The following is a 23,800-nucleotide window of genomic DNA, read 5'->3' on the forward strand; positions in this document are numbered from 1 at the left end:
GAATTGTTCTTCAAGTGGATCAAACAGAACCTGCGCATCAAGGCATTTGTGGGCAACAGCGCCAACGCCGTGAAGACGCAAATCTGGATCGCAATCGCTACCTATGTGCTGGTGGCGATCGTGAAGAAGCGGCTCCAACTCACCGCCACGCTACACACCATCCTGCAGGTACTGAGCCTGTCACTTTTTGATCGGGTACCGATCGATGTGCTCCTGCTCAAAGCCGTCGATCTCGACGACGAAATCGAGGCTTCTCAGCAGTTTTCACTATTTGAAAATATCTCCGGACAGTAGTGGGCTCGACCCGCAATCCACTCACGAGCGTCCGACCTCGCCGACCTGCATCGGCGGGGCACCGCAAGCAATACGCATTGGTGAATCTCGTGTAGCGTGCTAAAAAGCAAGCTGACGCGGGAGGGATATGCTGTTAAAGAAAGCGGACGACAAGTCCAAGCGCATCGCTTTGTTGGAAGATCTGCAAAAGTCCACGATGCTGGACTTCAGGCAAAAGAAGTGGCTACGTGAGGAGCTCAGCCGATTCCGCAAGGGAATCAAGGGGGAAGAAGAATCGGCCTACTACCTTGACCAATACTTCAAGGATGGCCAGAACCACTTGGTGCTGCACGACCTGCGATTCGAATTCCAAGGCGACGTTGCCCAGATCGATCACCTGATCATCAATCGTCTGGGTCATTTTTATCTGGTCGAAACCAAGAACTACGCCGGAAACGTCAGCATCAACGCTAGCGGCGAATTCACGGCGGAGTACGACGAAGACCGCTTCGGTGTTCCATCGCCTATCGAGCAGAGCCGCAGGCACGAACGCATTCTGCGCAAGCTGCTGGAGCGCCTGGAGATCGCCAATCGCCTCGGGACCCCGCTGGAATTCCACCACGTGGTGATGTTCCACCCCAAGGCCATCATCACGCGTCCGAAGGCTTCCGACTTCAATACTTCCAGCGTCATCAAGGCAGACCAATTCCCCAGCTGGCACGCGAAGTTCGTGGATGAGACGTTTGGCGTGGGTATGGCGCTGCGGGGTTTCGCGAACGTGCGATCGCTGGATGCAGCCAAGGAATGGGGCGAAAAGCTCATGCGCCAGCATCGACCGCAGAATCAGCTCGCGTTGCCGGACTTCATGCAACCGAGCGCAAAGCCCGTGTCCACGCCTGCGGTTGCGCCAACGCGCGTGCCACCGGTGCAAGTCGCGCCAGTCGTAGAACAGGCAGAGTCAGGAGAGCAGCCGGGAGCCAAGCGCTTGATCTGCCTGCATTGCAATTCGAAGATCGGCTATCCGGAAGGCAAGTACTGCTGGAACAACGCAGTACGGTTCAAGGGGGGACAGTATTGCCGGGAGCATCAAGGTTTATTTTGAGTTGCGCCTGTGTTCGCAAGGTCCACGACGCGGACAAGGCCCAATTAGCGGAAGCCAAGCAGCACCTGGTGGCTGTGCTTCAGGGAAAGATGGGGTCGGCGTCGAAGTAAGGTCATTGCGGGCTCGACCCGCAATCCACGTTCAGCTTGCGCCCGAGCTTCTCCTCCACCGCCGCGACCTTGCTCCTCATCCGCGACTCCGGCCCCGCCCGGTAGTCCATCTTCAGGTTCATGCCGATCCGCGGGCAGTCCTGCTCCAGCGCGCGGAAGCAGTCGCCCACCACCTTCATCACCTCATCGAAGCTGCCTTCGAGGATGGTGCCCATCGGTGTGAGCTGGTAGGGCACGCCGCTGCGGTCGATGACGTCGAGGATGCGCGCTACATAGGCGCTGAGTCCGTCGCCGCGGTCGGGCGGGTTCATGGCGAATTCGAGGAGGACCATTTGTCAAGACCTGCGCTTGTGCAATTGGCGCACGGCGAAGGCAATGATGTTGCCAACGGCCGGCAGCCACATCACCATCAGCAGCGTGCCGATGTCCCGCGCCGTTGAAGGGTTGGGCGCCCAGTAGCGCATCGCCGCACCGACGATGGCCAGGCCCAGCAGCGTCGCCATGACGAGTTGCCTGCGGGAAGAGGTGACGTATTTCATGAGTGGCGCCGGTGGGGAGGCAGGTATTGTGCGCGCACCCGCTAAGAAACGCGGGTCGCCCACCATAGCCAGCCTCCGATCGCCCCGAAATTCAGCGTCACAGTCGCCCAGTAGGCGGCGCGAAATTCAGCCTTTCGAGATTTGTGGCGAAGGATCTGCTGGGCGAACCAAGCACCCGGCCAACCTCCGGCCAGGCTGAACAGATGGAGCGTGTCTTCCTTGATGCGCCATCGGCCGGTCTCGGCCGCGTATTTGTCCTGCCAGTACGCATAGAAAGTCATCATGTTGAGAGCGGGCAGCGCTACCAGCACCCACCACGGCAGTGTGCGTGTCCAGACCGCCCACAAAATCACTACGGCATAGATCAGCATCAGCGGCAAGGCGCCAAGCGCGCCCGACCCGCTTGGCGCTGCTTCTACTCGTGCATGCCGATGTCGACGTCGAACCGGATGGTTCGCGGCGCCCCCGGCCGGCCGCACTGCCATTCCACGCGGGCCTTTGCCTCCGACATTGATTTCTTCAAAGGTGACGGCCAAGCCTTGACGGGGTGAGCCAGCACTCCCGCCGTGAAAATCACGCACATGGAAGAACACATCCGCCGCAGAGGCAGGACTGCGTATAAATCCGAAGCCGCGCGCATCGTCCCATTTTGCGACGGTGCCTTCTTTTTTCATGATGGGATTGCGCGACGCGAACTCGTATGAATGGGAGTTATTTACCCCAACTATCCTTCATGCCTGCTACCCGATTGAACACTGGCTTGCCCTCGCGGCCATGTTCCACCCGATCCGCCACAAAGTACCCATGGCGCTCGAACTGAAACTTGTCATCGCCCTTGGCATTCGCCAGTGACGGCTCCACGTACGCGGATACCACCTTCAAGCTGTCCGGGTTCAGTTCTTCCAGAAAATCCTTGTCCCCCGTATCCGGCTGCGCCACCGCGAACAGGCGGTCATACAAGCGCACTTCCGCCTTCAGCGCATCCGCCGCGGCGACCCAGGTGATGACGCCTTTGACCTTGACGGCGCTGGCGCCGGGGGTGCCGCTCTTGGTGTCGGGGACCAGTTCGGCCTGCACTTCGGTCACATTGCCGGCCGCGTCCTTGGTCGCGCCCTTGCATTCGATCACGTGGCCGTACTTCAGGCGCACCTTGTTGCCGGGGAACAGGCGGTTGTAGCCCTTGGGCGGCACTTCCTCGTAGTCGCTGCGCTCGATCCACAACTCCTTGCCGAACTTGAATTCGCGAACCCCGGCGTCGGGGTTGTGCGGATTCAAAGGCGCGGAGCATTGATCGAGGAATCCGGCGCCATGCAGTTCGTCCCAGTTGGTGATCACCAGCTTCACCGGATCGAGCACCGCCATGGCCCGGGCCGCTTTCGGGTCCAGGTCATCGCGCAGCGCGCCTTCCAACGTGGCGTAGTCGATCCAGCTGTCGCTCTTGGTGACGCCGATGCGCTCGGCGAACAGCTGCAGGCTTTCGGGCGTGTAGCCGCGGCGGCGCAGGCCGACGATGGTGGGCATGCGCGGGTCGTCCCAGCCGCTTACATGGCCGTCGTCCACCAGCTGCTTGAGCTTACGCTTGCTGGTGATCACATAGGTCAGGTTCAGCCGCGCGAATTCATATTGGCGCGGGTGCGGCTGGTTGATCAGGCCGCCTTCGCCCAGCCGGTCCAGCAGCCAGTCGTACCACGGGCGCTGGTCTTCGAACTCCAGCGTGCAGATGCTGTGGGTGATGTTCTCCAGCGCGTCCTCGATGGGGTGGGCGTAGGCGTACATCGGATAGATGCACCACTTGTCGCCGGTGTTGTGGTGCGTGGCGCGGCGGATGCGGTAGATCGCCGGGTCGCGCAAATTGATGTTGGGGCTGGCCATGTCGAGCTTGGCGCGCAGCACGGCGGCGCCGTCGGGCAGCTTGCCGTCGCGCATGTCCCTGAACCTCTGCAGGTTCTCGTCGATGCTGCGGCTGCGGAAGGGGCTGTCAGTGCCGGGCTTGCTGAAGTCGCCGCGGTTGATGCGCATCTCTTCGGCGCTCTGCTCGTCCACGTAGGCCAGGCCGGCTTCGATCAGGTACTCGGCCGCCCGGTACATGAAGTCGAAATAATCACTGGCGTGGTACAGATGCTCGGTGCCATTGGCTGTCCAGCTGAAGCCCAGCCACTTCACGGCGTCCAAAATACTGTCGACGTACTCCTTGTCTTCCTTCTCAGGATTGGTGTCGTCGAAGCGCATGTGGCAAATACCGTTGTAATCACGCGCCAGTCCGAAGTTCAAACAGATACTTTTGGCGTGGCCAACATGTAAGTAACCGTTGGGCTCGGGCGGAAAGCGGGTGCGGATCCTGGCCGGGTCGGGCTGGCCCTGCCCATGCTGCGCTGCATCAGCGGGCTGGCCGGCCCACTTTCGCTGGGCGTAAGTGCCTTGCTCCAGGTCGCGTTCGATGATTTGGCGCAGGAAATTGCTGGGCTTGAGGGCGTCTTTTTCGGCAGGGGCGGTCATATCGAAACCATTTTAGGGGGCAAGTGTTTGTGACGAAGTTTTGCGGATGAGTTACGTCTGGCAACGGGTTTGACTGTGCAGAGGGTATTCGGCAGCCCTGCCGGTGCGTTTAATAAGAACACATGAGGGCGCTGTTGACCCTCCGATCACCCAGGAGAAGACCATGAAGTTCAGCCGTTACGTAGCAGCCGCTGCCCTGGCACTCGCCGCCGCCGGCACAGCGTCGGTGGCGCAAGCGCGCAGCGATGTGTACTTTTCCGTCGGGGCCAATGTGGCGCCTGGCGTCCATCTGGGCGTCTCGAATGCGCCTGTGTATTACCCGCGCCCTGTGTACGTGCAGCCGGCGCCCGTTTATGTTCAGCCGGCTCCCGTCTATTACGCGCCGCCCCCGGTCGTCTATGTACGCCCGGCGCCCGTGTACTACGGCGCGGCACCGGTTTACTACGAGTATGACCGCCCGCACTGGAAGCACAACAAGCATCACAGGCACCACGGCCATCACCGCAACTGGAATTGATTCCACCCGGATAATTTCGCACTGCCATTTAGGTTCTCCAAGCTGGGCCCCCGCGCATGAGCGTTGGGGCCCTTTTTTTTGCCTCATCGACAAATCCGGCGGACAAAAAAAGAGCCCCCAGGCTTTCGGCCTGGGGGCAATATGCTAGTCGCGGGACGGAGGGCCGGACCAGCTCACCCCGGAGGAGGAGGGGACTCAGAGGAGTCGGGGTGATTGGCGTGTAGTAAACCCTGGCACAGCCGTCTTGGCTGTAGGACAACGCCCACATTTGGTGCCAGACTGAACCTTCTGTGGGCCACCTCATCAGCGCTGACGAAACTGCTTCAGGGTGTCCAGCAGGCTGCGGGTGGCGCCGTCCAGCAGGGGCAGGGCGCGATGGACGATGACGGTGTCGCGCGCCAGGGCGGGCTTGAGCGGCACAGCCTGGATGCCGCGCACCAGGTGGGGCTCCACCGGGCCTTCCAGCGGCAGGATGGCGGCGCCGTAGCCGGCCGCCACCAGGCTCTTCATCGCCTCGTTGTAGTTGAGCTCGATGCGCACCCGCGGCACGATGCCGGCGGCGCCGAACCACTCCATGGTCTGCTTGTATAGCCGCGTGCTGGTGTCGTTGAAGATCAGCGGCTTGCCCGCCAGCCACTGCGGCGTCACCCGCTGTGGGGCCGCCCAGTCCGCGGGCATCAGGGCCAGCATGGCGTCGCGCCGCCAGCGCGTCACCACCCAGTCGCCGGGCCCCTGGGGCGGCGCGATCAGTGCCACGTCCAGCGTGCCGGCGACCATGCGGGCCAAACCATCGTTGGTGCCGACAATGCTGACCTCGACGTCGATGCCGGGGTGGCTCTTGCCCATGGCTTCCAGCACCTGGGGCAGCAGGTACACCAGGATGCCGGTGGAGGTGCCCAGGCGCACCCGCCCGCTGCGGCCCTGCGCGAAGGCCCGCACCGTTTCGATGGCGTCGTCCGCCTCCCGCAGCAGGCGGCGCGCCCGTTCCACCAGCGCGGCACCGGCCGGCGTGGACACCACTTGCCGGCAACCGCGCAGCACCAGTTGGGCCGCAAGCCGGGATTCCAGCTCGCTCACGTGCAGGCTCACCGTCGGCTGCGCCAGGTTCAGTGCCTGCGCGGCGGCCGAGAAGGTGCCCAGATCGGCGATGGCAACTGTTCTGAACAATTACTGTCGCAGACAGTCTCCGCAGGAAGCCGCCCGCCTTGGGGGTAGCAGACCTTAGAAATATAGTCGCGGACAAAAGGCGCTGCCCGAGAAAAAGGGGACAGCCTCCCTCATCTGCGTCCAAAAGGTAATTGTTTGGTCTGAATCGGCCGAGGTAGCTACCTTGCCGTAATCCGCCTGCTCGTAGTCGCCGCGCAGAAGGTCGGCGACGGACCAGAGGAAGTTGGCGGTAAATCACCATTGGGCCGAAGCTGGCCTTCATGTCATCTAGGTAGACAGTCATTGGTGGTGCAGACGCGAGGTTCAATTTTCTTGGCGTGCTCTCGCACCATGACCTCAAACATGTTGGTCAAGTTGCGTTCTCCGCGGGGGCGGCGCCATAGGTCGCGAACCTGGCATTGGAGGGGTGCCAACTCATCCACGATTAACTCAGTGCACCCCTAACGCGGGCCGGACTCGCACAAGGTTAGGCTTGCAAGCCGAGGCTCGGCCAGCTCCTTCAGGTCATCGTAGTCGAACGCCTCGCGCAGGCCCGCGCACAGCGTGGCGGCATCCTCGCCCCTGGTGAGCTTCACGAAACTGGCACGGCTGTAGCCCATCGTGGCCACCAGCGCCAGCAGCGGATCGCACCCGCGCCGCACGGTGGTGAAGTCCGCCTGCGTCTGCTTGCCCGGCGGGTTTCAAAGCGCACTACCGGTTCGGGCTCGCTCTTCTTGAACGGCGCAATCCACGCCTTCAGCTGGCTGATGCCACCCGGGTAGCCCTGTTGCTGTATCTCGCGCAGCAGCACCGTCGCCGGAATCCAGCGCGGCCGGGCCTGCCCGATCCGGGCGAGCAGGTAGTCCTTGTAGTCGTCCAGCTTGCACGCGCGCGCCGCGCGCGGCCCGTACCGGCTTGCCTGCTGCTCGCGCAAGTAACGCCGTACCGTGTTGCGCGAGCAGCCCAACTGCTTCGCGATCGATCTCACCCCTTCGCCCCGTCGGGCCATCACTCGTATCTCCACTGCTTCCTCCTGGGTCAACATCGACGGCACCAAAAAAGCCGTCATCCTCGCCCAGGTGGGTCACTTTTACTTCGGCGCGGCGGGTCAGTATTACTCCGGCGCTAACAACAGACGTTGAACAACTTGGTCTGCGATGGGTGTGCCGAGCGCTCCCCCACGCAGCTCAGGCGCACCGGCGTCGCCGATACAAATGGGCCGGGCACGCGACTGTCGGTGGCATCCGGGAAATACAGGCCCAGAGGCCGCCAGCGCACTTCTCAGCCTCATCACGGAGAGCAACATGACGCGGCCGTGAACGAGTCCGCGTTAATGCGGTCGCCGTCTCGGGAATCGTCGGCAATGCCGGAGTATGGGACTTCGGTATGTCACTGATGGGATCTGCCGCTCTCCATCAGAAGTCCCTCGCTCTGTTGGGCATGTCAGAGTGAGGCGAGCGGGCCTCCGGCGTGCGCAAACGCGTCGAAAAGCGGCTTTCCGCTTCTACGGCATGCTGTCTGGCTTGCTGATTCGCCTCGCGCTGGTTCTGGGCGGCGGCCAGCTCAGCGGACTTTCGCTGCTGCTCTCGGCGCGCCGGTTGCGATGGGTGTGAGCTGGTGAATGCGGCGACATCTGCTTGGTTGGAAGCGTACCAGGGTCCCGCGCATAGTCTGCGTGCTCCTGGTCCTGGCCGGCATCAGCCTCATCTTCCCAGCTATGCGGTCACTTGGCGCGGCGGGAATACCAGCTAATCGGAAGCAGCGCCAAGCCGACACTACGTCGAGGCGACAAGATTCGCCACATTCTCCCTCACCTTCTTGCGGTCGATCTTTCCCGTGGCGTTCTCTGGCAGCGATTCGACGAAGTAGGTTTCGGCGGGCTGGTGGATGCGGGACAGGCTCGAGCCCACTGCGCGCTGGATCGTCTCGCGATCGAGCTTCAAGCCTTGCGCGCCTTGCTGCCGCACAACGACAGCCACCGGCACTTCACCCAGGTCGGCGTGCGCCTTGCCGACGACGCAGCACGCGGCAACCCCTGGCACGGCAGCGATCGCTTCCTCGATCAGGTTGGGCGACAAATTCTCGCCGCCGCGGATGATGACGTCCTTCAGCCGGCCGGTGATGAACAGGTAACCCTCGCTGTCGAAGCGTCCGAGGTCGCCGGTGCGCAGTGTTTGGCCCGGCGAGTCGGGGACTCCGTCGCTCCCGTCGATCAGGTACCCCGTCACGAGGGTCGCGCCGCCGATGCATATTTCCCCATCGGTGTCCGGCCTGGATACTGGTTTGCCGTCCGCGCTGCGCAGGAAAACCGATTGTCCCTCCAGCGGCGTGCCGACGGAACCGACCTTTCGCCTGGCCGGCGGATTCATGGTGGAAGTACAAGTCGCTTCGGAAAGGCCGTAGGAAACCACGAGCGGCAAGCCAAACTTTTCTTCGATTCGCCGATGCAGCTCCTCGGTAATGGGGGCGGAGCCGCAGCGCAGCATGCGCAGCGAAGCCAGCGACTCGCGGGGAAAATCGAGCGGGAGCATGCGGGCGAACATGGTCGGCACACCGGTCACGATGGTCGGCCTGTAGCGTGCCATCAGTTCGGGCATGTGCTCTGCCCTGAACCGGCTTGCGAGCGCAACGCTGCTCCCGGCGGCGAGCGGCGCCAATAGCTGGTTGTTTACGCCATTCGTGTGGTGAAGCGGCATGATGTGCAGCAGCCTGTCCGCCGGTCCGAGTCCGGTATGCCGGATCACGCCCAGTGTGTTTGCGAGCATGCCGCGGTGGTTCTGCAGCACGCCCTTGGGCTTGCCGCTGCTGCCCGACGTGAAGAGCAGGAAGCCGTCGCTTTCGGGTGAAAGCTGTTGTGTCCAGTAGGGCGGCACCTGTGGATCAGGCTCGAACGCGAGGCGGTGTTCTTGCGGAATGCCGCTGGCACTACCCTCGGCCGAATTGGCGGCATCTGCCAAGACCCACTGCAAGCCGGCAACGCGAGTGCGCCGCTGCGCTTCCTCGGCCCCGAGCTTCGGCTCAAGCGGGCATGGGCAGGCCCCCGCAGCCATCGCGCCGAGGATGCAGATCGCGAGATCGGCCGAGCGGTCCATCGCGATGGCGATGCGGTCCCCTTCGCGCACGCCAACGGCCCGCAGCCAGCCGGCACTGCGTCCGACAGCGTCGTGCAGTTCGGCGTACGTGTACCGGCGGCGTTCGTCTTCCAGTGCAAGCGTTGCGGCGCGGGCCGGATAAACCCAGCTGTTGCGGAAGACCGCTATCACGTGTCGGGGTGCATCGTCGATCGCGCTCATCTCAGCTTCACCGCCGCGTCGCGTTCGAACTGCATTTGGGGGTCGAGCGCTGCCAGCGCCTCCCGCTCGCGCATCGTCGGCGGCTCTGCGGCGGCCGCACCTGCCGCGTCGAAACCGAAGCCCGTGCGTTCGCGCACTTCCTCCAGGCTCGATTCGGGATGCCACGACTGCAGCGCCAGGCGCCCGTCGCGCTTCACGAACACGGCAATCGGCGTCACGACGCCATGGAAGCCGCCCCAGGAGGTGCGGAAGTCAAGCTTCTCGACAAGCGTGCGCTTCGAATGTTCAGTGCGCCACGTGCAGGAGCGCTTCGCAGTCGGCAGCATGACGGCGCCGCCGCCTCCCCCGGGCAATCGCACCTTGGGCTGGTGCCAGTCGCCGATGACGGAATTGTTCGCGCACCCGTCGCCGTCGATCTGCGCTGCGCCCAGGAACGTCAGGTCCATCCGGCCGCGCGTGCACAGGTCATAGAAGTCCTCGTTCGCGAAGATGGACGCCGAGTGCTCGGCCAGCACGGGGTCCGAACTCGAAAGGGGAATCTTCGACGGCGCCGGGTCCACACCGCCTGCGACGTTGATATACGTGAAGTCGAAGTCGTAGGCCCGCTTCGCGAGCAGGCATGCGAGCATCGGCATAGTGGAATTGACGCCGCTGAACGTAATTTCGTTGGGTCGGATGAATCTCGCGAGGTTCGTGACGATGAACGAGAAGCCGGACCACTCAGCCATGACGCACCTCCGTCGCTTCCGGCGCCTTCGCGAGATGGGCGGCAAGGGCGGCATCGCCCTGCGGCAGGTAGTCTTCGACCGCGGGATAGTCGATCTCGTAGTTTGGCCAGCATGATCCGGGCCATGCGCCGTGCGGAACAATCGCGAAGGCTTCCACCATGAAGTGCGGCACCAGCGTCGCCTCGGGCTGCGCGGTGAAAACGGCCGTGTCGACAAGCCTCTCGGCCACGACAAGCACGCTCTTTGCTGCTCGGCTCATGATCCGGTCCCAGTGATGCGTGCCGGCGACGCGTACGTTGCCTTGCGCGTCCACCTCGCTTGCGTGGATCACGGCGAAGTCCGGCTGGATCGCCGGGATCACCCATACAGGGTCGCCTGCGCCGTACGGATCGTCCAGACGCTTCCAGCCATTGAGCGCCGGGATGTCGCTGCCGTGCAGCCCGCCGCAGGGCTGGAAGGGGATGCCGAATGCAGCCGCACGAAGGCCCGCCGTGAGGCTCGCGCAAGCGTGTTCCTCCAGTTTCGCCGAGCCGCTTTCGATCGCGCGCCGGTAGTACGGGGCAAGGCCGAAATTGCCTTCCATCGCCACGATGCCGGCACGCACCTTCCTCACGGCTCCGGCGCGGCACAAAATGTCAATGTCGTAGCCGGGCGACTGCTTGATGATTTCCAGGTCCGTCTTGCCCTGCCGGATCAGTTCACGCACGAAGGCAAACGGGCCGCGATGCAGGAAGCTGCCGCCAAGGGCCAGCGACGCCCCATTCGGTACCATTGCCACCAGTTCCTTCAGCTCCCGCTGCTTGCCGGAAGCGCCAAATCCACTGTTCATGTCATTTCTCCTGGGGGCGCAGGTAGTCTGCGATCCGTTGCTTCAATCCGGGCCGAACGGCCGAGCGCACTAGCCAGGCGAGATCCGTGTCGGCCTCGCGAGACGAAAGCACCTCGTACAGCGCGTTTCGGCTCCACTCGGGCAGGGCCGCCGCCGTGGCGCGTGCGCGTTCCACAACAGCCGGCCACTCCGCCTGTTCGACGACGCCGTGCAGGAAGGCCATTTGCAGCGCGCGTGGCGCGTCGAAAGTCGCAGCCTCTTCCTGCAGCGCAGTGGCCCGCTCGCGCCCGACGATCTCGCCGAAGCGCCGCGTTCCTAGCACCAGCCCGAACTTCAGCCCGGGCATGCGAAAACTGCTGTCCGCTGTGGCGTAGCGCTGCCGGCACGACGCAACGATGTCCACACCGGCGCCGAAAGTGCGGCCGTGCGCGAGAGCAACGGTGAGGCACGGCGACGATCCGATGGCCTGCAGCAGCATCTCCAGGCGCACGAAACGCAGCACGAGATCGCCTTCGGTTTGCTGTTCCACATCGGAGAAGTCGAAGCCCGCGCTGAAGTTCCTGCCTTCACCCTGGAAGACGAGTACCTTCGCGCCCTCGGCGGGCGCACGCTGCACGAAATCGCTCAACTCATCGACAAGCGGCGAAGACAGCGCATTGCGCTTATCGGGTCGTGCGAGCGAAATCGTCCAGACCTCGCCTTCCCGATGCAAAGTTGCCGAGCCGGTCATGTCTGCGACTCCATGGCGCTGCGAAGCGGCCCGAGCAATTCCTCGTTGTGCTCGCCCAGGGCGGGCGGACGCCGCAGTACCGGCAGGCGTTCGCCCGAAAAACGCATGGGCGAAGCGAACGTGCGCGTGCGGACTCCGTTGGGCAGCTCCAGCGGCTGCACCCACTCCATGTGCTTCACCTGCGGATCGGCAAGCACCTGCGAGTAGCTGTTGATCGGCGCGCAGGGAACCCCTGCAGTGCGGAAGCGCTGGAGCCATGCGGCCGTGTCGGCTTCGGCGAATTCCTTCTCGAGAATGACCAGCAGCGCATCCTGGTGCTTGGCCCGCAGCGTCGGCGATCCGAATCGCTCGTCCGAAAGGAGATCTTCACGGCCGACCACGTTGCACACGGACTTCCACAAGACGTTGTTGCCGGCAGCCATGCCGAAGTAGCCGTCCTTGCTGCGGAAGACGCGATACGGCGCGTTGCGCGGATGCGCGGAGCCCAATTGCACCGGGTCGCGTCCACTGCCAAAGAACTCGGAGGTCTGCAACGCGGCTATGCCCAGCGTGGCACCGAGCATCGGCACGTCGAGGTGCGTCCCCGCGCCCGTGGCTTCCGCATGCCGGAGCGCCGAGGCGATTCCGAAAGCCGCGTACAGCCCCGCAGAGAAGTCGGCGAGGGGCACGCCGCACTTCACCGGCGGGCGGTCCGGCTCGCCAGTCACACTCATGATGCCGCTCATCGCCTGGATGGTCAGGTCGAAGCCGCCTTCCTGGGACCGCGGCCCGCTTTGGCCGTAAGCGGAAATCGAACAGTAGATGAGTGCAGGATTGAGCGCGCGCAGCGCCTCATAGCCGACGCCCAGACGATCCATCACGCCCGGCCGGTTGTTTTCGATCACGACCTGCGCTTCCTGCGCAAGGCGACGAAACACCTCGACGTCGGCGGGCTCCTTCAGGTTGAGGGTGACCGATCGCTTGTTGCGATTGAGCGATGCGAAGTTCTCGCTGTAGCCGTCGCTGATCGGCGGCCAGCTACGCAGCGTATCGCCTCCATCGGGATTCTCGACTTTCACCACATCGGCGCCCATGTCGGCGAGCAGCATCCCGCAGTAGGGGCCGGCCGCGACGTTGCAGACTTCGATGACACGCACGCCTTTGAGCGGCAGGGGGGCGGATGACATGAACACTTCTTCCTTCACAGCTTGACCTGGGCCGTCTTCTGGACGCGGCCCCATTTTTCGATTTCGCCCTTGACCATCGCATCCATGCGGTCCGGAGTGGTCGTGATGGCATCCGCGCCGGCCTTGCTCATAGCCGCCACGAACTCCGGCTTTTTCGCGACCGCCTGCATCGCGGCAGACAGCTGGTCGACGATCGGCTTCGGCGTGCCCTTGGGCGCCAGCAAGCCGTAGTAGGTGGTGACGTCGAAATCCGCCACGCCGGATTCCCGCAGCGTCGGCAACTCGGCAAGCATGCTGCTGCGAGCACCGCTCGTGACGGCGAGGATTTTGATTTTCGGATTCGTGTAGTGCGCGCTCAACGCAGGAAGCGTTTCGAACACGACGTCGATCTGGCCGCCCAGCAGGTCCGTCATGGCAGGGCCGCTGCCCTTGTACGGAACGTGCACGAGGTCGATGCCCGCCGCCTGCTTGAAGTATTCGCCTGTCATGTGCTGCGTGGAGCCGCTGCCGGCGGAGCCATAGGACAGGGCCTGCTTCTGCGCGCGGGCGTACTCCAGGAATTCCTTGACGTTGCTCACCGGCAGGGTGGCGCGAACGGCGAGCGCGAGCGGAACGCCGGCGCCCATGGAGACGGGCAACAGGTCGGTCTTCAGGTCGTAGGGCTTGTTGGTGGCAGCGACCGCATGGATCGTGAGGCTGCCGATGGCGGCGAACAGCAGCGTATAGCCGTCGCCGGCGGATTTGGCCGCCGCCTCTGCACCGATCTCGCCGCCGGCGCCGGCGCGGTTTTCGATGACGATCGACTGGCCCAGAGCCGCGGCGAGATGCTGGCCGTAGATGCGCGCCGTGATGTCGTTCGCGCCGCCGGGCGGGTAGGGCACGATCATCTTGATCGGTTTGCCGGGCCAGGCCTGCGCGAAGACTGTGCCGCTGGCGAGCGTGCTAAGTGCCGCGTAGAGGAAGTTGCGTCGATGCATGTTGTCTCCGAAAAAGGAAAAAGCCGTCGTGGGTGAGGCGACGACTTTCCCATCGTTCACATCAGCGGGTCAAGAGTTCCACATTTGGGAACCAAAACCCAACTGCCCGACTCAGCCGTTGTAGAAACGGCGTCCTTCGGTGCGCAGCCAGAGGCGCACCAAGTGCCGCTTCATGTCCTCGTCGTTGAAGTCGGTGTACCCGGTGCGGCGATGACCTAGGCGGCGGTTGTCGACGATCTGGATCTGGCCGGGCTCGAAGAAGAATTCACGGATCAGGTGCGGCTGGTTCATCGTGGTTTCCAACGTCTCGAGCGCGTCCTCGCTCAGCGGGTCGAGTTGGACGCCGGCCATCCTGTAGCCATTGACCACGTGCCGGTGGGACAGCCGGCTCGTCAGCCGCCCGTTCACCACCTGCATCAGAGGGTGGCTGATCACGGGCGGCGCATCCGGCGCATGTTCCTTGTTGCGATCGAACAGATAGGGCCCGAACAGGCGGTCCACGAGCCTTGGGTGCTTGGCAAGCATTTGGTTGTACACCGTGTGAAAGCTCACGATGCTGCTGATGCCTCCCTCCTTCGCCGGGCGAAGGCACAGCAGTGCAACGTAGTCGGGAGCGCAGACGTTGTAGCTGTTGTCGGTGTGGAAGTTCTGCTCGGCGTTCGTCACGTCGGGGCGCACGCCATTGCCCGGGGGCTTCCCGAGATCCGTGACGTCATAGATCATCTTGCCGTCCCAGCTCTGCGCCACCGGGCGCGAAACGAGTTGCGACAGGATCCAGTAGACCGCCTTGGCCTCCTCCTTGGAGAACTCATCCATCGGCAGCTTGTCGATGATCACGAAACCGACCCCGGCATCCAGCGTTTCCTTGACGCGGGCCATCATCTGGCGGCATGCATCGAGACGGAAGCAGTCGGGCTCGAGCATCTCGACGGGCAACGGGTTGTCGCGAAGAACGGCGACGACGCTTCTGAGTTCATGGAGGGCTTCGGCGTCGAGCTTCACGATGCCGTCGCTCGGCCTCAGGCTCGCGGCATCCCACACCACGCTGCCCGCAACGGGCGTGCGCGGAATTGCCGACGGGGGGCTCCTATCCAATTCGCTGAGGATGTTTCCGGCTGGCTGCATGATGTCTCCTGGGGAACGCTTTGATCGGGTGAGCGGCAGTTTAGGGAGACTCCGCTAGACTTGCCAATGAATTCGGGCGATGGCTTTCCATCGCTGCTGGCGATGAACCTCAAGCAACTGGAAACATTCATTCAGATCGTCGGAAAGGGCAGCTTCGCTGCTGCTGCCGAGGCGCTGCACACCACGCAGTCCACGGTTTCGGCGCGGGTGAAGGACCTGGAGCACTACTTGGGGGTGGAGCTGTTCGACCGCAGCGCGCATCGCGCGCAGCTGACGGCGAAGGGCCGGGAGTTGTTCGAGATGTCTCGGCAGATCGTCGGAGCGCTGGAGCAACTGCGTGAGCGCATATCCGACCACGCGTCCCTCACGGGGACCTTGCGCCTGGGCGCGGTCGGCGTGGTGGCGGGCACATGGCTGCCGGCATTGGTGCGCGAGTTGCGGACGCGGCACCCCGCTCTCGAACTGCAGCTGGACATTGGTCTTTCGAAGTCGCTCACCCGGAAACTGCGCGGCTCCCAGCTCGATGTGGCGATCATCGCCGGCCGCCTGGAAGATGACGAATTGCACTGCGAATCCGTCGGCGAAGAGAGATTCGCGTGGATGGCGAGTCCTTCGCTGGGCGTGGGGGGCACCAGGCTCACGCCGTCGGATATCGCGGCTCATCCCGTCATCGCATTCCCGCCGGAGTCTTTTCATCATGCGGTGACCAAGGCGTGGTTCAAGAACGGTGGTGCGCGCTACCAGCCGGCGATCACTTGCAGCAGCATGGAGGTCATCGCGCGGCTGGTGACCCAGGGACAGGGCGTCGGCCTCCTGCCGTGCGACTACTACGGCGCCGAGGTGTCGCTGGGCAAGCTGGAGGTCCTGCACGCGGAGCCTGCAATGCCGGGCGCTGAGCTCACCTTGCTCTCGTTCGCGCAGCGGCCGACGGCTTTCGTGTCCGCCGTGACGGATGCAGTGAAGGCTGTGCTCTCACTCAGGCGATTCGGGCCATGACAGAGCGTCGGCCGTGCCGAAGCGAACGCGGTTTAGCGCCGTGGGCGGCCGGCCGCCACCCAGCGCATCGGAGATGCCGGCGGCAGTGGCGATCACCGCATCGGCCCATGTCGTCAGCACCGACTTTCGAAAGCGCGATGCCGGCCCCGAAATGCCGACGCCGGCGATCACGAATCCGCGTGCGTCCATGACCGGCGCCGCGATACCCCACACGTCCTCGCGCCACTCTGCCCGGTTTGTCGCGTAGCCGCGCTGGCGAACCTTCTGCATGTCCTTGAGGAATTCGTCGCGGTTCGTAATGGTGTTGGGGGTGTGTCGCTTCAGAGCGCCGCAAGCGGATTCGAGGACGTGCTCCCGGGTGAATGCGAGTTGCGCCTTGCCGGTCGCGACGCAATATGCCGGCACCCGGCCACCGATCTGGGTGTAGGCGCGCACCGGGAACTCGCTGTCGACCTTGTGCACGTATACGACCTCGAGGCCATCCAGGACCGAAAGGTGAACACTCTCCCCTGTGAGTTCCATCAGGCCTTCCATCTGTCGCTCGGCGTGCCGGCGCAGATCGAGTTTCCCAAGGACGGCGGAGCCTAGTTCCCAGAGCTTGATCGAGGGTGTATACGTGCCGGTTTCTTCGTCGCGCAATACGAATCGCGTTTCCACCAGGGCTTGCATCAGCCGGTGGACATTGCTCTTGCCCATACCCAGCTCCTTGCCGATCTGCGTCAGGCTGAGCGCGCGCGGGCTGCGCGAAAGCAGTTCGAGCACGGCGAGGCCCTTAAGCAAGGTGTTGTTCATGCCAGTATGTAGTTTAGGCCCGCTGGCCGTTGATCAGTTTTATCGGTCACGGCGAGAAGAATTATCCGTTTTATCGATTCACCAAGGACGCCTAGCATTCCACAATGTTCAAGTTCCTATTGGTTGAGCGAGGCGTCTCCGTTTTTTCAGGCGTGCCGCCCTCAGAACCTCTACTACCATGTCGTTTCGTAGTGCGATTCCTGTCGTTCATGCGATGGGTGCTCATGTGGCACCAAAAGGAGGTGATTCGCGCGGATGCGATGACAAGGGGCCATTATCATCTTGACGCATCCTATTCCCAGGGAATGGTTCGGTGCCCTAGTATTCACAGCCGCCCATGGTGAACCTGTCGCCCTGCTCGAAGGTTTCGGGCGCCCTGTCTATGTGAGTCCGCAGTCATGGCTTTCCTGCTGCAAAAGCTCAACGAACTGCGCGCATGCAAGGGTGGTCAAATCGTCACGCCGCGTCCGGCTCCGTTCGGCCTACATACATCGAAGGGCACAACGTTGCAGAGCTCCGATCGCCGGCTGCCCTCGCCTAGCCCAAATATGACTGACCAACGTCCACGTGACACCAGTCGTTGAACGCGATGTCGACTACTTGTTCTGGAGCTGCATGAAAACCCAGGAAGCTGTCATCTGCGAAGCACCCGTGACCATTCGGCCTGGCGTGAAGTGGGGCGATTTCGATCCCGCCGGCGTTGTGTACACGGTGACGTTCGCCGAATATTTAACCGGAGCGGACTGGCCACTTTACGGCGGCTGCTTGTTCGGTACGCGGACACAGCAAGCGACGAATAATCACGGCCTTGGCACGCCTACCCGCGCGCTTTCATTCGACTTCGTGGGCTCGCTGTGGGCCAATGACCAGTTCGAGATGACGCTGCATGCGCTGGACGTGCCCACGCGCACGTTCGACGTCCAGATTGCGGCAAGGAAGCACGGCGAACTGGTGTTTACGGCGCAGCTGACGCCAATTTGCATCCCCCGCGGGGAAAAAGGGTCCGTCGAGATCCGTCCGATGTTGCGAAGCGTTCTAGACGCTTACCGCCGCGCATGCGGCAATCCGCTACTCTCCAGTGCTAGTTGCCAGCCGTTTGACAGAAACCTCATTTCAGGTCCTGCGTCCAGCAATGCTTAGAGCGAGCGATGGCTGATGATACTGAAGAAGATGCGGCTCGATTCCTGCTCAGTTGTGGGTTCAGGCCAGGCGACACGGTGGGTCAAGTTAGACATACAGCGGCTCCATATCGGTCGGGTCGTACCCTCGGTTCCATTTGGCGCGAAATGTGCAAAATAACTCAAAGGACATCAGTACGTGAAACTCTCAAAAACGATGAGGTGAGCCGGTCCGAGACTCCTCGATAGATCACGCGTGGTCCTGATCCGATGGATGTGTCCAGTTCTCGAGTCCGGCTATTGCCGAAGGCGTTTCGATGACTGCATGCAGTGCTGCAAGAAGTCCTGTGAAACACTTCCCAGCTGTTTGCTGCGATGCATGACGATCGACAGTGTGCGGCGCATCTCAGATAGCGATGTCTTAACTTCGACAAGCCATCCTTGTTTGATGGCGTCGACAACCGTGTGCCGTGACAAACAGCCCAGCCCGAGTCCCGAGGCAACCGCGCGCTTGACCGCTTCGTTGCTTCCCAGTTCGAGGTCGACGTTGACGTGTTGCAGGTTGGGGATCAACCACCGATCGGAGGCCTCGCGCGTGCCCGATCCCGGTTCGCGCAGGATCCAGACCGCATCTGCAAGTTGACGCAGGGACGGCCTTCGCTTGGCGAACGGATGTTTGGGCGACGCGATGACTATCAATTCATCGGTGCGCCACCGTTTCACCGTCAAGTCTGGATGCGTATGCTGCCCTTCGATAAATCCCACGTCGACAGCAAAGGTGGCCACAGACTCAAAGACCTGATGTGTGTTCACGATGCTTAACTTGATCTGACTCTTGGGGTGAGTTCGTCTCCAATCTGCAAGCAGATCAGGCAACAAGTACTCACCTATCGTGTAACTCGAAGCGAGGCGAAGCGGCGCTAAGTGGGAGTCGGTGAAGAGGGCCTCGCTTTCTATCGCCTGTTCGACGATGCTTGCTGCTCGGGGGAGGAGGGCTCGGCCGTTCTCGTTGAGAACCAGGCGCTTTCCAACCCGATCGAACAGTTCAACGCCCAAAGTCGTCTCCAGTTCGCTGAGGGCGTTGCTTGCAGCTGATTGCGAGCGTGCAACCTGTCCTGCCGCCGCGCGAGTAGAGCCCCCCCGGGCAATCGCACTGAACACTTCAAGCTGACGTAGGGTCAAACGGACACGTTGATCGGTTTTATCGGTCATGGCGAGAAGAATTATCCGCTTTATCGATTCAACAATGGCCCCTAGCATTCCGCGGATGTTCAAGTTCCTTTCCCGCGAGCCGCTCCACAACCCGACCGCGAGCCACACCGTGAGCACGGAGGTCAAGACCACGACCTGCTACATGTGCGCGTGCCGCTGTGGAATCAGGGTGCACTTGCGTGAGGGAGAAATCAGGTACATCGATGGGAATCCTGACCATCCGATCAACAAAGGTGTGATCTGCGCTAAGGGCAGCTCCGGGATTATGAAACAGGTCTCACCGGCTCGTTTGACGCAGCCACTCCTGAGAAAACCAGGCAGCGAGCGGGGCGCCGGCGAATTCGAGCCCATCTCCTGGGAGCGAACGTTCGAAATCCTGGCCGAGCGCCTGGGAAAGATTCGAGCCACCGATCCGAAGAAATTCGCGCTGTTTACCGGGCGAGACCAGATGCAGGCATTGACCGGGCTCTTCGCTCGTCAGTTCGGCACTCCGAACTACGCCGCGCACGGGGGGTTCTGCTCGGTGAACATGGCTGCAGGGATGATTTACACCATCGGCGGCAGCTTCTGGGAGTTTGGGGGACCGGATCTCGACCGCGCAAAGCTGTTCGTCATGATTGGAACGGCAGAGGACCATCACAGCAATCCCATGAAGATGGCGCTTGGCAAGTTCAAGCGCGAAGGAGGCCGGTTTATCTCGATCAACCCGGTTCGCACCGGATATTCCGCGATTGCGGATGAGTGGATACCGATCCGCCCTGGCACGGACGGCGCATTGTTCATGGCGCTTTTGCACGAGTTGCTCAGCAGCGGCTTAATCGACCGGCCTTTCCTGCAAAGGTTTACCAATGGGCCACAACTCGTGGTGCTTGATGAAGGCGAGCGGGAGGGGCTCTTCGCATTTGACCCTGCGGCGGGGCCACCGGGCGATGGCCGCAATCCTCACAACAAGTTGGCGTGGGACATGGCGACGAACAGTGTGGTGGCTGCGTATCCGGAGGGGAATCGGGATGGGCGCGTGCTTGCGTTGGAAGGCCACTACACCCTGCCCGACGGAACGCGCGTGGCGCCGGCATTCCAGCTTCTTCGGGAGCGAGTGGCGACAACGACGCCTGAATGGGCGGAAACGATCACCGGCATCCCTGCAATCCGAATCCGGAAACTGGCGCAAGAGCTAGGAAAGACTGCGTTGCATCAGGCCTTCGAACTGCCGATTCCCTGGACAGATGCATGGGGGAAGCGCCACGAAACAACCCAAGGTCGACCCGTCGCTTTCCACGCGATGCGTGGTCTGGCTGCTCACTCAAACGGCTTTCAAACGGTTCGGGCGCTGGCAGTGCTCATGAGTGTTTTGGGAACAATCGATGCGCCCGGCGGGTTCCGTCACAAGGCGCCATACCCCCGACATATCGTCCCGAACTACCGGGCGTTCAACGATCCGTCGATGGTGCAGCCGAACACGCCGCTCAATGCAGCTCCGCTCGGCTTTCCGGCCAGCCCAGAAGAGCTTGCCATCCACGAAGATGGGACTCCCCTGCGCATAGACCATGCATTTTCGTGGGAGCACCCGCTCTCTGCGCACGGGCTCATGCACAACGTCATCACCAACGCCACTCGCGGAGACCCCTACCGTCTGGACACATTGTTGATCTTCATGGCGAATATGGCCTGGAACTCCACGATGAATACGATGGCCGTCCGCGAGATGCTCAATGCGCGGGACGACAGCGGTGAGTACAAGATCCCATTCCTTGTTGTGTGCGACGCGTTTCAAAGTGAGATGGTCGCTTTTGCGGACTTGGTCTTGCCGGACACCACCTATCTCGAGCGGCATGACGTGATGAGCATGCTTGATCGACCTATCTCTGAGTTTGATGGGCCGGTAGATTCGGTCCGCATCCCCGTCGTTCCGCCATCGGGGCAGTGCAAGCCCTTCCAGGAAGTCCTGATTGAGCTTGCGTCGCGTCTTAAGTTTCCTGCCTTCACCAATGCCGACGGTACGCGAAAGTTCAACGACTATCCCGACTTTGTCGTGAATTTCCAGGCCCAACCTGGTATTGGTTTTCTTATGGGATGGCGCGGCAAGGACGGTTCCAAGCACCTGCGCGGCGAACCCAATCCAAAGCAGTGGGACATGTACGCCAAGAACAACTGCGTCTTTCAGTACCACATGCCGGTCGATCAGCAGTACATGCGCAATTGGAACCGCCCGTATCTGGACTTCGCGATGGAGAAGGGATGGCGTCAAAAGAATGACCCAGTGCAGCTCGCCATCTATTCGGATACTCTCCAAAGCTTCCGTCTTGCAGCGCAGGGCAAGAGCCGCGGCCGACGGCCGCCGGATCATCTGCGGGAGCGGATCAACACGTACTTTGACCCGCTGCCCTTCTGGTATCCCCCGCTCGAGGAGGCGTGCACCGATACAGAAGCCTATCCATTGGCCGCGATCACGCAGCGGCCAATGGCGATGTATCACTCCTGGGACTCGCAAAATGCCTGGCTGCGTCAAATTCACAGCCACAACTATTTGCACGTCAATCCCGCCACCGCGAGCGCCGCCGGTATCGCCGACGGCGGATGGAGCTGGATCGAGAGCAGATGGGGGCGCGTGCGCTGCATGGTTCGTTACAGCGAAGCGGTTGAACCGGGAACGGTGTGGACCTGGAACGCAATCGGGAAAGCAAGCGGGGCTTGGAAGCTCGCGCCCGACGCTGACGAGTCGCGGCTCGGTTTTCTACTGAATCACCTAATAAGCGAAGAGCTCCCCTTCCAAGGAAAAACTATTAGTAATTCGGATCCTGTGACAGGACAAGCAGGGTGGTATGACGTTCGCGTTCGAATCAAACCCGCAGATCCGGACGAACCGGCCCACACGGAGCCGCGCGTACCACGTTCGGCCGAGGCCATGTCTGTATCGGATGCTCAGGATCCACAGTGCATCTACATTGACGTGAGATATCCATGACTGCAGCCGCCCAGGAAACCCTGGCCAAGCAATTGGCACTAGTAATTGATCTCAACGTCTGTGTTGGGTGCCATGCGTGCGTAACCTCGTGCAAGGAATGGAATACATCCGGGGCAGCGGGACCGCTGTCTGATTTGAACGCGTTCAACGCTACGCCGACTGGCACGTTCTTCAACCGCGTGCAGACGTACGAGGCCGGAACCTTTCCGAATACCCAGACCATACATTTTCCAAAAAGCTGCCTGCATTGTGAAGACCCGCCTTGTGTTCCAGTTTGCCCTACGGGCGCCAGCTACAAGCGCAAGGAAGACGGCATCGTCCTAGTGGACTACGACAAATGCATCGGATGCAGCTATTGCAGTTGGGCCTGTCCCTACGGAGCGCGGGAACTCGACGACGAGCGCAAGGTTATGACCAAGTGCACGCTTTGCGTAGACCGGATTTATGACGAGCTGCTCCCGCCGCAGGATCGAAAGCCTGCGTGTGTGAAGGCATGCCCTACCGGCGCGCGCCTCTTCGGGGATGTCAAGGATCCCGACTCGGAAGTGTCGAAGGCTATTCGGGAACGTGGCGGCTACCAGCTTATGCCCGAGTGGGAGACGCAACCAGCGAACCACTATCTGCCTCGTGCAGTTGTGAGCGAGAGCGACCGTAAGGTTGGCATGAACGTCGAGACCGGGCAGCTGCAATTCGGAGTCGGCGGCTCCATCTCCCCTGAATACGGCGCGAACCTGCAATGAATCCAGCCCTTTCGATCATTGTCTTCACAACGCTGGCGGGCGCCGCGCAAGGCCTTGCGGTCGTTCTTGCCGTCCTGCAGCTTGCTGGTATGGACCTGGACAGTTCGTTTGCCTCACGATCCCTGTGGGTTGCGGTGGCGATCCTAATGGGGGCGCTGGTAGCGTCGTTCTTCCACCTTGGGCGGCCATCACGGGCTTGGCGCGCAGCAATGATGTGGCGCACATCCTGGATGTCGCGTGAGGTTATTGTTCTACCATTCTTTGTCGTCCTCGTCGCAGCGTGGGCCTACGCACTTTCCAGTGCTCGTTTCGAACCGTTCGGAAGGTTCTTTCCGTGGATCGTTATTGCTGCTGCGGCAATGCTCTGGTATTGCACCGCGATGATCTACGCCTGCATTCGCTTTATTCAGGAATGGGCACATCCGTTGACGATCGTGAACTACACGGTCATTGGGTTGTCATCGGGGTCGATACTTGCCGGCGCATTGGGCGTCACGTCTGGGCAAGCTCGATTTGTGGCCAATTTGACAACTTGGACGATCGCTATCACGGCCCTTGCATGGCTGACTCGCGCACTCTCTTTGCGTCGCAACGCGAAGCTGAAACCGAAGTCGACGCTTCAGTCTGCAACCGGTATCCACGCTCCTCGGCTCGTCCAGAAGTCTATGGGAATGACTGGAGGGGCATTTAATACGCGCGAGTTCTTTCATCACGCATCTGTGGCCGCATTTCGGCGCATGAAGATCATCTTTCAAGTCCTAGGATTCGCGGCGCCTCTTGCTCTCCTTGCGTTCGCATCTGCAAGCGATTGGAATAATGCGTGGCTGGTCGCGCTGCCGATTCAATTCGTAGGTCTATTGGCTGAGAGATGGTTCTTTTTTGCCCAGGCACGCCATCCTCAAAACCTCTATTACCAGGTTGTGTCCTAATGGCGCCCCTGCCATTC

Annotated in this window: 21 protein-coding genes and 2 pseudogenes; 8 read left to right on the plus strand and 15 right to left on the minus strand. The window is 61.9% G+C overall.

The window, feature by feature from the left end:
- Both HNE04_RS26110 and HNE04_RS26115 read left to right on the plus strand, forming a co-directional pair.
- Nucleotides 1-294: pseudogene (locus HNE04_RS26110) on the plus strand (IS4 family transposase); the annotation flags it as partial.
- A 127-nt stretch (nt 295-421) separates the two neighbouring features.
- Nucleotides 422-1,375, plus strand: coding sequence for a nuclease-related domain-containing protein (locus HNE04_RS26115; protein WP_172226306.1), 954 nt, complete (start codon nt 422-424; stop codon nt 1,373-1,375).
- Nucleotides 1,376-1,487: 112 nt separating this feature from the next.
- On the opposite strand, the gene HNE04_RS26120 is transcribed toward HNE04_RS26115, so the two are convergent.
- From HNE04_RS26120 to HNE04_RS26135, 4 genes are read right to left on the minus strand one after another with little or no spacing between them, the layout of a single operon-like run.
- Complete coding sequence (locus HNE04_RS26120) at nt 1,488-1,817, minus strand: MTH1187 family thiamine-binding protein (protein WP_172226309.1); 330 nt, start codon at nt 1,815-1,817, stop codon at nt 1,488-1,490.
- 3 nt (nt 1,818-1,820) lie between these two features.
- Nucleotides 1,821-2,024, minus strand: a complete 204-nt coding sequence (locus tag HNE04_RS26125) for a hypothetical protein (protein WP_172226312.1) — start codon at nt 2,022-2,024, stop codon at nt 1,821-1,823.
- Nucleotides 2,025-2,065: 41 nt separating this feature from the next.
- The gene (locus HNE04_RS26130) at nt 2,066-2,698 is read right to left on the minus strand and encodes a DUF1294 domain-containing protein (RefSeq protein ID WP_172226315.1); all 633 of its coding nucleotides are present in this window, start codon (nt 2,696-2,698) and stop codon (nt 2,066-2,068) included.
- 37 nt (nt 2,699-2,735) lie between these two features.
- Nucleotides 2,736-4,520, minus strand: coding sequence for a glutamine--tRNA ligase/YqeY domain fusion protein (locus tag HNE04_RS26135; protein ID WP_172226318.1), 1,785 nt, complete (start codon nt 4,518-4,520; stop codon nt 2,736-2,738).
- A gap of 163 nt (nt 4,521-4,683) precedes the next feature.
- Between HNE04_RS26135 and HNE04_RS26140 the strand changes: the two genes are divergently transcribed.
- A complete protein-coding gene (locus HNE04_RS26140; RefSeq protein ID WP_172226321.1) occupies nt 4,684-5,037 on the plus strand; it encodes a hypothetical protein in 354 nt (117 codons plus the stop codon).
- A 303-nt stretch (nt 5,038-5,340) separates the two neighbouring features.
- Here the strand turns inward: HNE04_RS26140 and HNE04_RS26145 are convergent, their stop codons facing one another.
- From HNE04_RS26145 to HNE04_RS26185, 9 genes and pseudogenes are all read right to left on the minus strand, one after another.
- A complete protein-coding gene (locus HNE04_RS26145; RefSeq protein WP_172226324.1) occupies nt 5,341-6,204 on the minus strand; it encodes a LysR family transcriptional regulator in 864 nt (287 codons plus the stop codon).
- A gap of 509 nt (nt 6,205-6,713) precedes the next feature.
- Nucleotides 6,714-7,228: pseudogene (locus HNE04_RS26150) on the minus strand (helix-turn-helix domain-containing protein); the annotation flags it as partial.
- Nucleotides 7,229-7,958: 730 nt separating this feature from the next.
- Complete coding sequence (locus tag HNE04_RS26155; RefSeq protein WP_172226327.1) at nt 7,959-9,476, minus strand: class I adenylate-forming enzyme family protein; 1,518 nt, start codon at nt 9,474-9,476, stop codon at nt 7,959-7,961.
- Entirely contained in the window at nt 9,473-10,204 is a 732-nt protein-coding gene (locus HNE04_RS26160; RefSeq protein ID WP_172226330.1) for a CoA-transferase subunit beta, read from the minus strand. Before HNE04_RS26160 ends, HNE04_RS26155 begins: the two co-directional genes overlap by 4 nt.
- Nucleotides 10,197-11,033, minus strand: a complete 837-nt coding sequence (locus tag HNE04_RS26165; RefSeq protein ID WP_172226333.1) for a CoA transferase subunit A — start codon at nt 11,031-11,033, stop codon at nt 10,197-10,199. Before HNE04_RS26165 ends, HNE04_RS26160 begins: the two co-directional genes overlap by 8 nt.
- A gap of 1 nt (nt 11,034) precedes the next feature.
- Nucleotides 11,035-11,763: an enoyl-CoA hydratase/isomerase family protein gene (locus tag HNE04_RS26170; protein WP_172226336.1), complete on the minus strand. Its 729-nt coding sequence runs from the start codon at nt 11,761-11,763 to the stop codon at nt 11,035-11,037.
- Complete coding sequence (locus tag HNE04_RS26175) at nt 11,760-12,929, minus strand: CaiB/BaiF CoA transferase family protein (protein ID WP_172226339.1); 1,170 nt, start codon at nt 12,927-12,929, stop codon at nt 11,760-11,762. Before HNE04_RS26175 ends, HNE04_RS26170 begins: the two co-directional genes overlap by 4 nt.
- Nucleotides 12,930-12,943: 14 nt before the next feature.
- Complete coding sequence (locus tag HNE04_RS26180) at nt 12,944-13,906, minus strand: Bug family tripartite tricarboxylate transporter substrate binding protein (protein ID WP_172226342.1); 963 nt, start codon at nt 13,904-13,906, stop codon at nt 12,944-12,946.
- Between the two features lie 111 nt (nt 13,907-14,017).
- Nucleotides 14,018-15,031 (minus strand): TauD/TfdA family dioxygenase, encoded by a 1,014-nt coding sequence (locus HNE04_RS26185; RefSeq protein WP_172226345.1) that lies wholly within the window; start codon nt 15,029-15,031, stop codon nt 14,018-14,020.
- A 66-nt stretch (nt 15,032-15,097) separates the two neighbouring features.
- Here HNE04_RS26185 and HNE04_RS26190 point away from each other — a divergent pair, with 66 nt between their 5' ends.
- Nucleotides 15,098-16,027, plus strand: coding sequence for a LysR family transcriptional regulator (locus HNE04_RS26190; RefSeq protein WP_172226348.1), 930 nt, complete (start codon nt 15,098-15,100; stop codon nt 16,025-16,027).
- Here the strand turns inward: HNE04_RS26190 and HNE04_RS26195 are convergent.
- Nucleotides 16,004-16,819 carry an IclR family transcriptional regulator gene (locus tag HNE04_RS26195; protein ID WP_172226351.1) on the minus strand — a complete coding sequence of 272 codons (816 nt, stop codon included), beginning with the start codon at nt 16,817-16,819 and terminating at the stop codon, nt 16,004-16,006. The genes HNE04_RS26190 and HNE04_RS26195 overlap by 24 nt on opposite strands.
- Before the next feature lie 615 nt (nt 16,820-17,434).
- Here HNE04_RS26195 and HNE04_RS26200 point away from each other — a divergent pair.
- Nucleotides 17,435-17,959, plus strand: coding sequence for an acyl-CoA thioesterase (locus HNE04_RS26200; protein WP_172226354.1), 525 nt, complete (start codon nt 17,435-17,437; stop codon nt 17,957-17,959).
- 275 nt (nt 17,960-18,234) lie between these two features.
- On the opposite strand, the gene HNE04_RS26205 is transcribed toward HNE04_RS26200, so the two are convergent.
- The gene (locus tag HNE04_RS26205; protein WP_172226357.1) at nt 18,235-19,149 is read right to left on the minus strand and encodes a LysR family transcriptional regulator; all 915 of its coding nucleotides are present in this window, start codon (nt 19,147-19,149) and stop codon (nt 18,235-18,237) included.
- 55 nt (nt 19,150-19,204) lie between these two features.
- On the opposite strand from HNE04_RS26205, the gene HNE04_RS26210 reads away from it, so the two are divergent.
- The 3 genes from HNE04_RS26210 to HNE04_RS26220 are packed head-to-tail and all read left to right on the plus strand — an operon-like array spanning nt 19,205 to nt 23,783.
- Nucleotides 19,205-22,114, plus strand: a complete 2,910-nt coding sequence (locus tag HNE04_RS26210; RefSeq protein WP_172226360.1) for a molybdopterin oxidoreductase family protein — start codon at nt 19,205-19,207, stop codon at nt 22,112-22,114.
- Nucleotides 22,111-22,854, plus strand: coding sequence for a 4Fe-4S dicluster domain-containing protein (locus HNE04_RS26215; protein WP_172226363.1), 744 nt, complete (start codon nt 22,111-22,113; stop codon nt 22,852-22,854). The genes HNE04_RS26210 and HNE04_RS26215 overlap by 4 nt, the downstream gene beginning before the upstream one ends.
- Entirely contained in the window at nt 22,851-23,783 is a 933-nt protein-coding gene (locus HNE04_RS26220; protein ID WP_172226366.1) for a dimethyl sulfoxide reductase anchor subunit family protein, read from the plus strand. The genes HNE04_RS26215 and HNE04_RS26220 overlap by 4 nt, the downstream gene beginning before the upstream one ends.
- Nucleotides 23,784-23,800: the final 17 nt, after the last annotated feature.

It is taken from the genome of Caenimonas soli (assembly GCF_013155545.1).
Lineage (GTDB): Bacteria > Pseudomonadota > Gammaproteobacteria > Burkholderiales > Burkholderiaceae_C > Ramlibacter > Ramlibacter soli.

What these genes read in the sequence shown, in the direction of transcription:
- HNE04_RS26115 (WP_172226306.1), top strand. Translation starts at nt 422, where the DNA reads ATGCTGTTAAAGAAAGCGGACGACAAGTCCAAGCGCATCGCTTTGTTG.
- HNE04_RS26120 (WP_172226309.1), bottom strand. Translation starts at nt 1,817, where the DNA reads ATGGTCCTCCTCGAATTCGCCATGAACCCGCCCGACCGCGGCGACGGA.
- HNE04_RS26125 (WP_172226312.1), bottom strand. Translation starts at nt 2,024, where the DNA reads ATGAAATACGTCACCTCTTCCCGCAGGCAACTCGTCATGGCGACGCTG.
- HNE04_RS26130 (WP_172226315.1), bottom strand. Translation starts at nt 2,698, where the DNA reads ATGAAAAAAGAAGGCACCGTCGCAAAATGGGACGATGCGCGCGGCTTC.
- HNE04_RS26135 (WP_172226318.1), bottom strand. Translation starts at nt 4,520, where the DNA reads ATGACCGCCCCTGCCGAAAAAGACGCCCTCAAGCCCAGCAATTTCCTG.
- HNE04_RS26140 (WP_172226321.1), top strand. Translation starts at nt 4,684, where the DNA reads ATGAAGTTCAGCCGTTACGTAGCAGCCGCTGCCCTGGCACTCGCCGCC.
- HNE04_RS26155 (WP_172226327.1), bottom strand. Translation starts at nt 9,476, where the DNA reads ATGAGCGCGATCGACGATGCACCCCGACACGTGATAGCGGTCTTCCGC.
- HNE04_RS26160 (WP_172226330.1), bottom strand. Translation starts at nt 10,204, where the DNA reads ATGGCTGAGTGGTCCGGCTTCTCGTTCATCGTCACGAACCTCGCGAGA.
- HNE04_RS26165 (WP_172226333.1), bottom strand. Translation starts at nt 11,033, where the DNA reads ATGAACAGTGGATTTGGCGCTTCCGGCAAGCAGCGGGAGCTGAAGGAA.
- HNE04_RS26170 (WP_172226336.1), bottom strand. Translation starts at nt 11,763, where the DNA reads ATGACCGGCTCGGCAACTTTGCATCGGGAAGGCGAGGTCTGGACGATT.
- HNE04_RS26175 (WP_172226339.1), bottom strand. Translation starts at nt 12,929, where the DNA reads ATGTCATCCGCCCCCCTGCCGCTCAAAGGCGTGCGTGTCATCGAAGTC.
- HNE04_RS26180 (WP_172226342.1), bottom strand. Translation starts at nt 13,906, where the DNA reads ATGCATCGACGCAACTTCCTCTACGCGGCACTTAGCACGCTCGCCAGC.
- HNE04_RS26185 (WP_172226345.1), bottom strand. Translation starts at nt 15,031, where the DNA reads ATGCAGCCAGCCGGAAACATCCTCAGCGAATTGGATAGGAGCCCCCCG.
- HNE04_RS26190 (WP_172226348.1), top strand. Translation starts at nt 15,098, where the DNA reads ATGAATTCGGGCGATGGCTTTCCATCGCTGCTGGCGATGAACCTCAAG.
- HNE04_RS26195 (WP_172226351.1), bottom strand. Translation starts at nt 16,819, where the DNA reads ATGAACAACACCTTGCTTAAGGGCCTCGCCGTGCTCGAACTGCTTTCG.
- HNE04_RS26200 (WP_172226354.1), top strand. Translation starts at nt 17,435, where the DNA reads ATGAAAACCCAGGAAGCTGTCATCTGCGAAGCACCCGTGACCATTCGG.
- HNE04_RS26205 (WP_172226357.1), bottom strand. Translation starts at nt 19,149, where the DNA reads ATGACCGATAAAACCGATCAACGTGTCCGTTTGACCCTACGTCAGCTT.
- HNE04_RS26210 (WP_172226360.1), top strand. Translation starts at nt 19,205, where the DNA reads ATGTTCAAGTTCCTTTCCCGCGAGCCGCTCCACAACCCGACCGCGAGC.
- HNE04_RS26215 (WP_172226363.1), top strand. Translation starts at nt 22,111, where the DNA reads ATGACTGCAGCCGCCCAGGAAACCCTGGCCAAGCAATTGGCACTAGTA.
- HNE04_RS26220 (WP_172226366.1), top strand. Translation starts at nt 22,851, where the DNA reads ATGAATCCAGCCCTTTCGATCATTGTCTTCACAACGCTGGCGGGCGCC.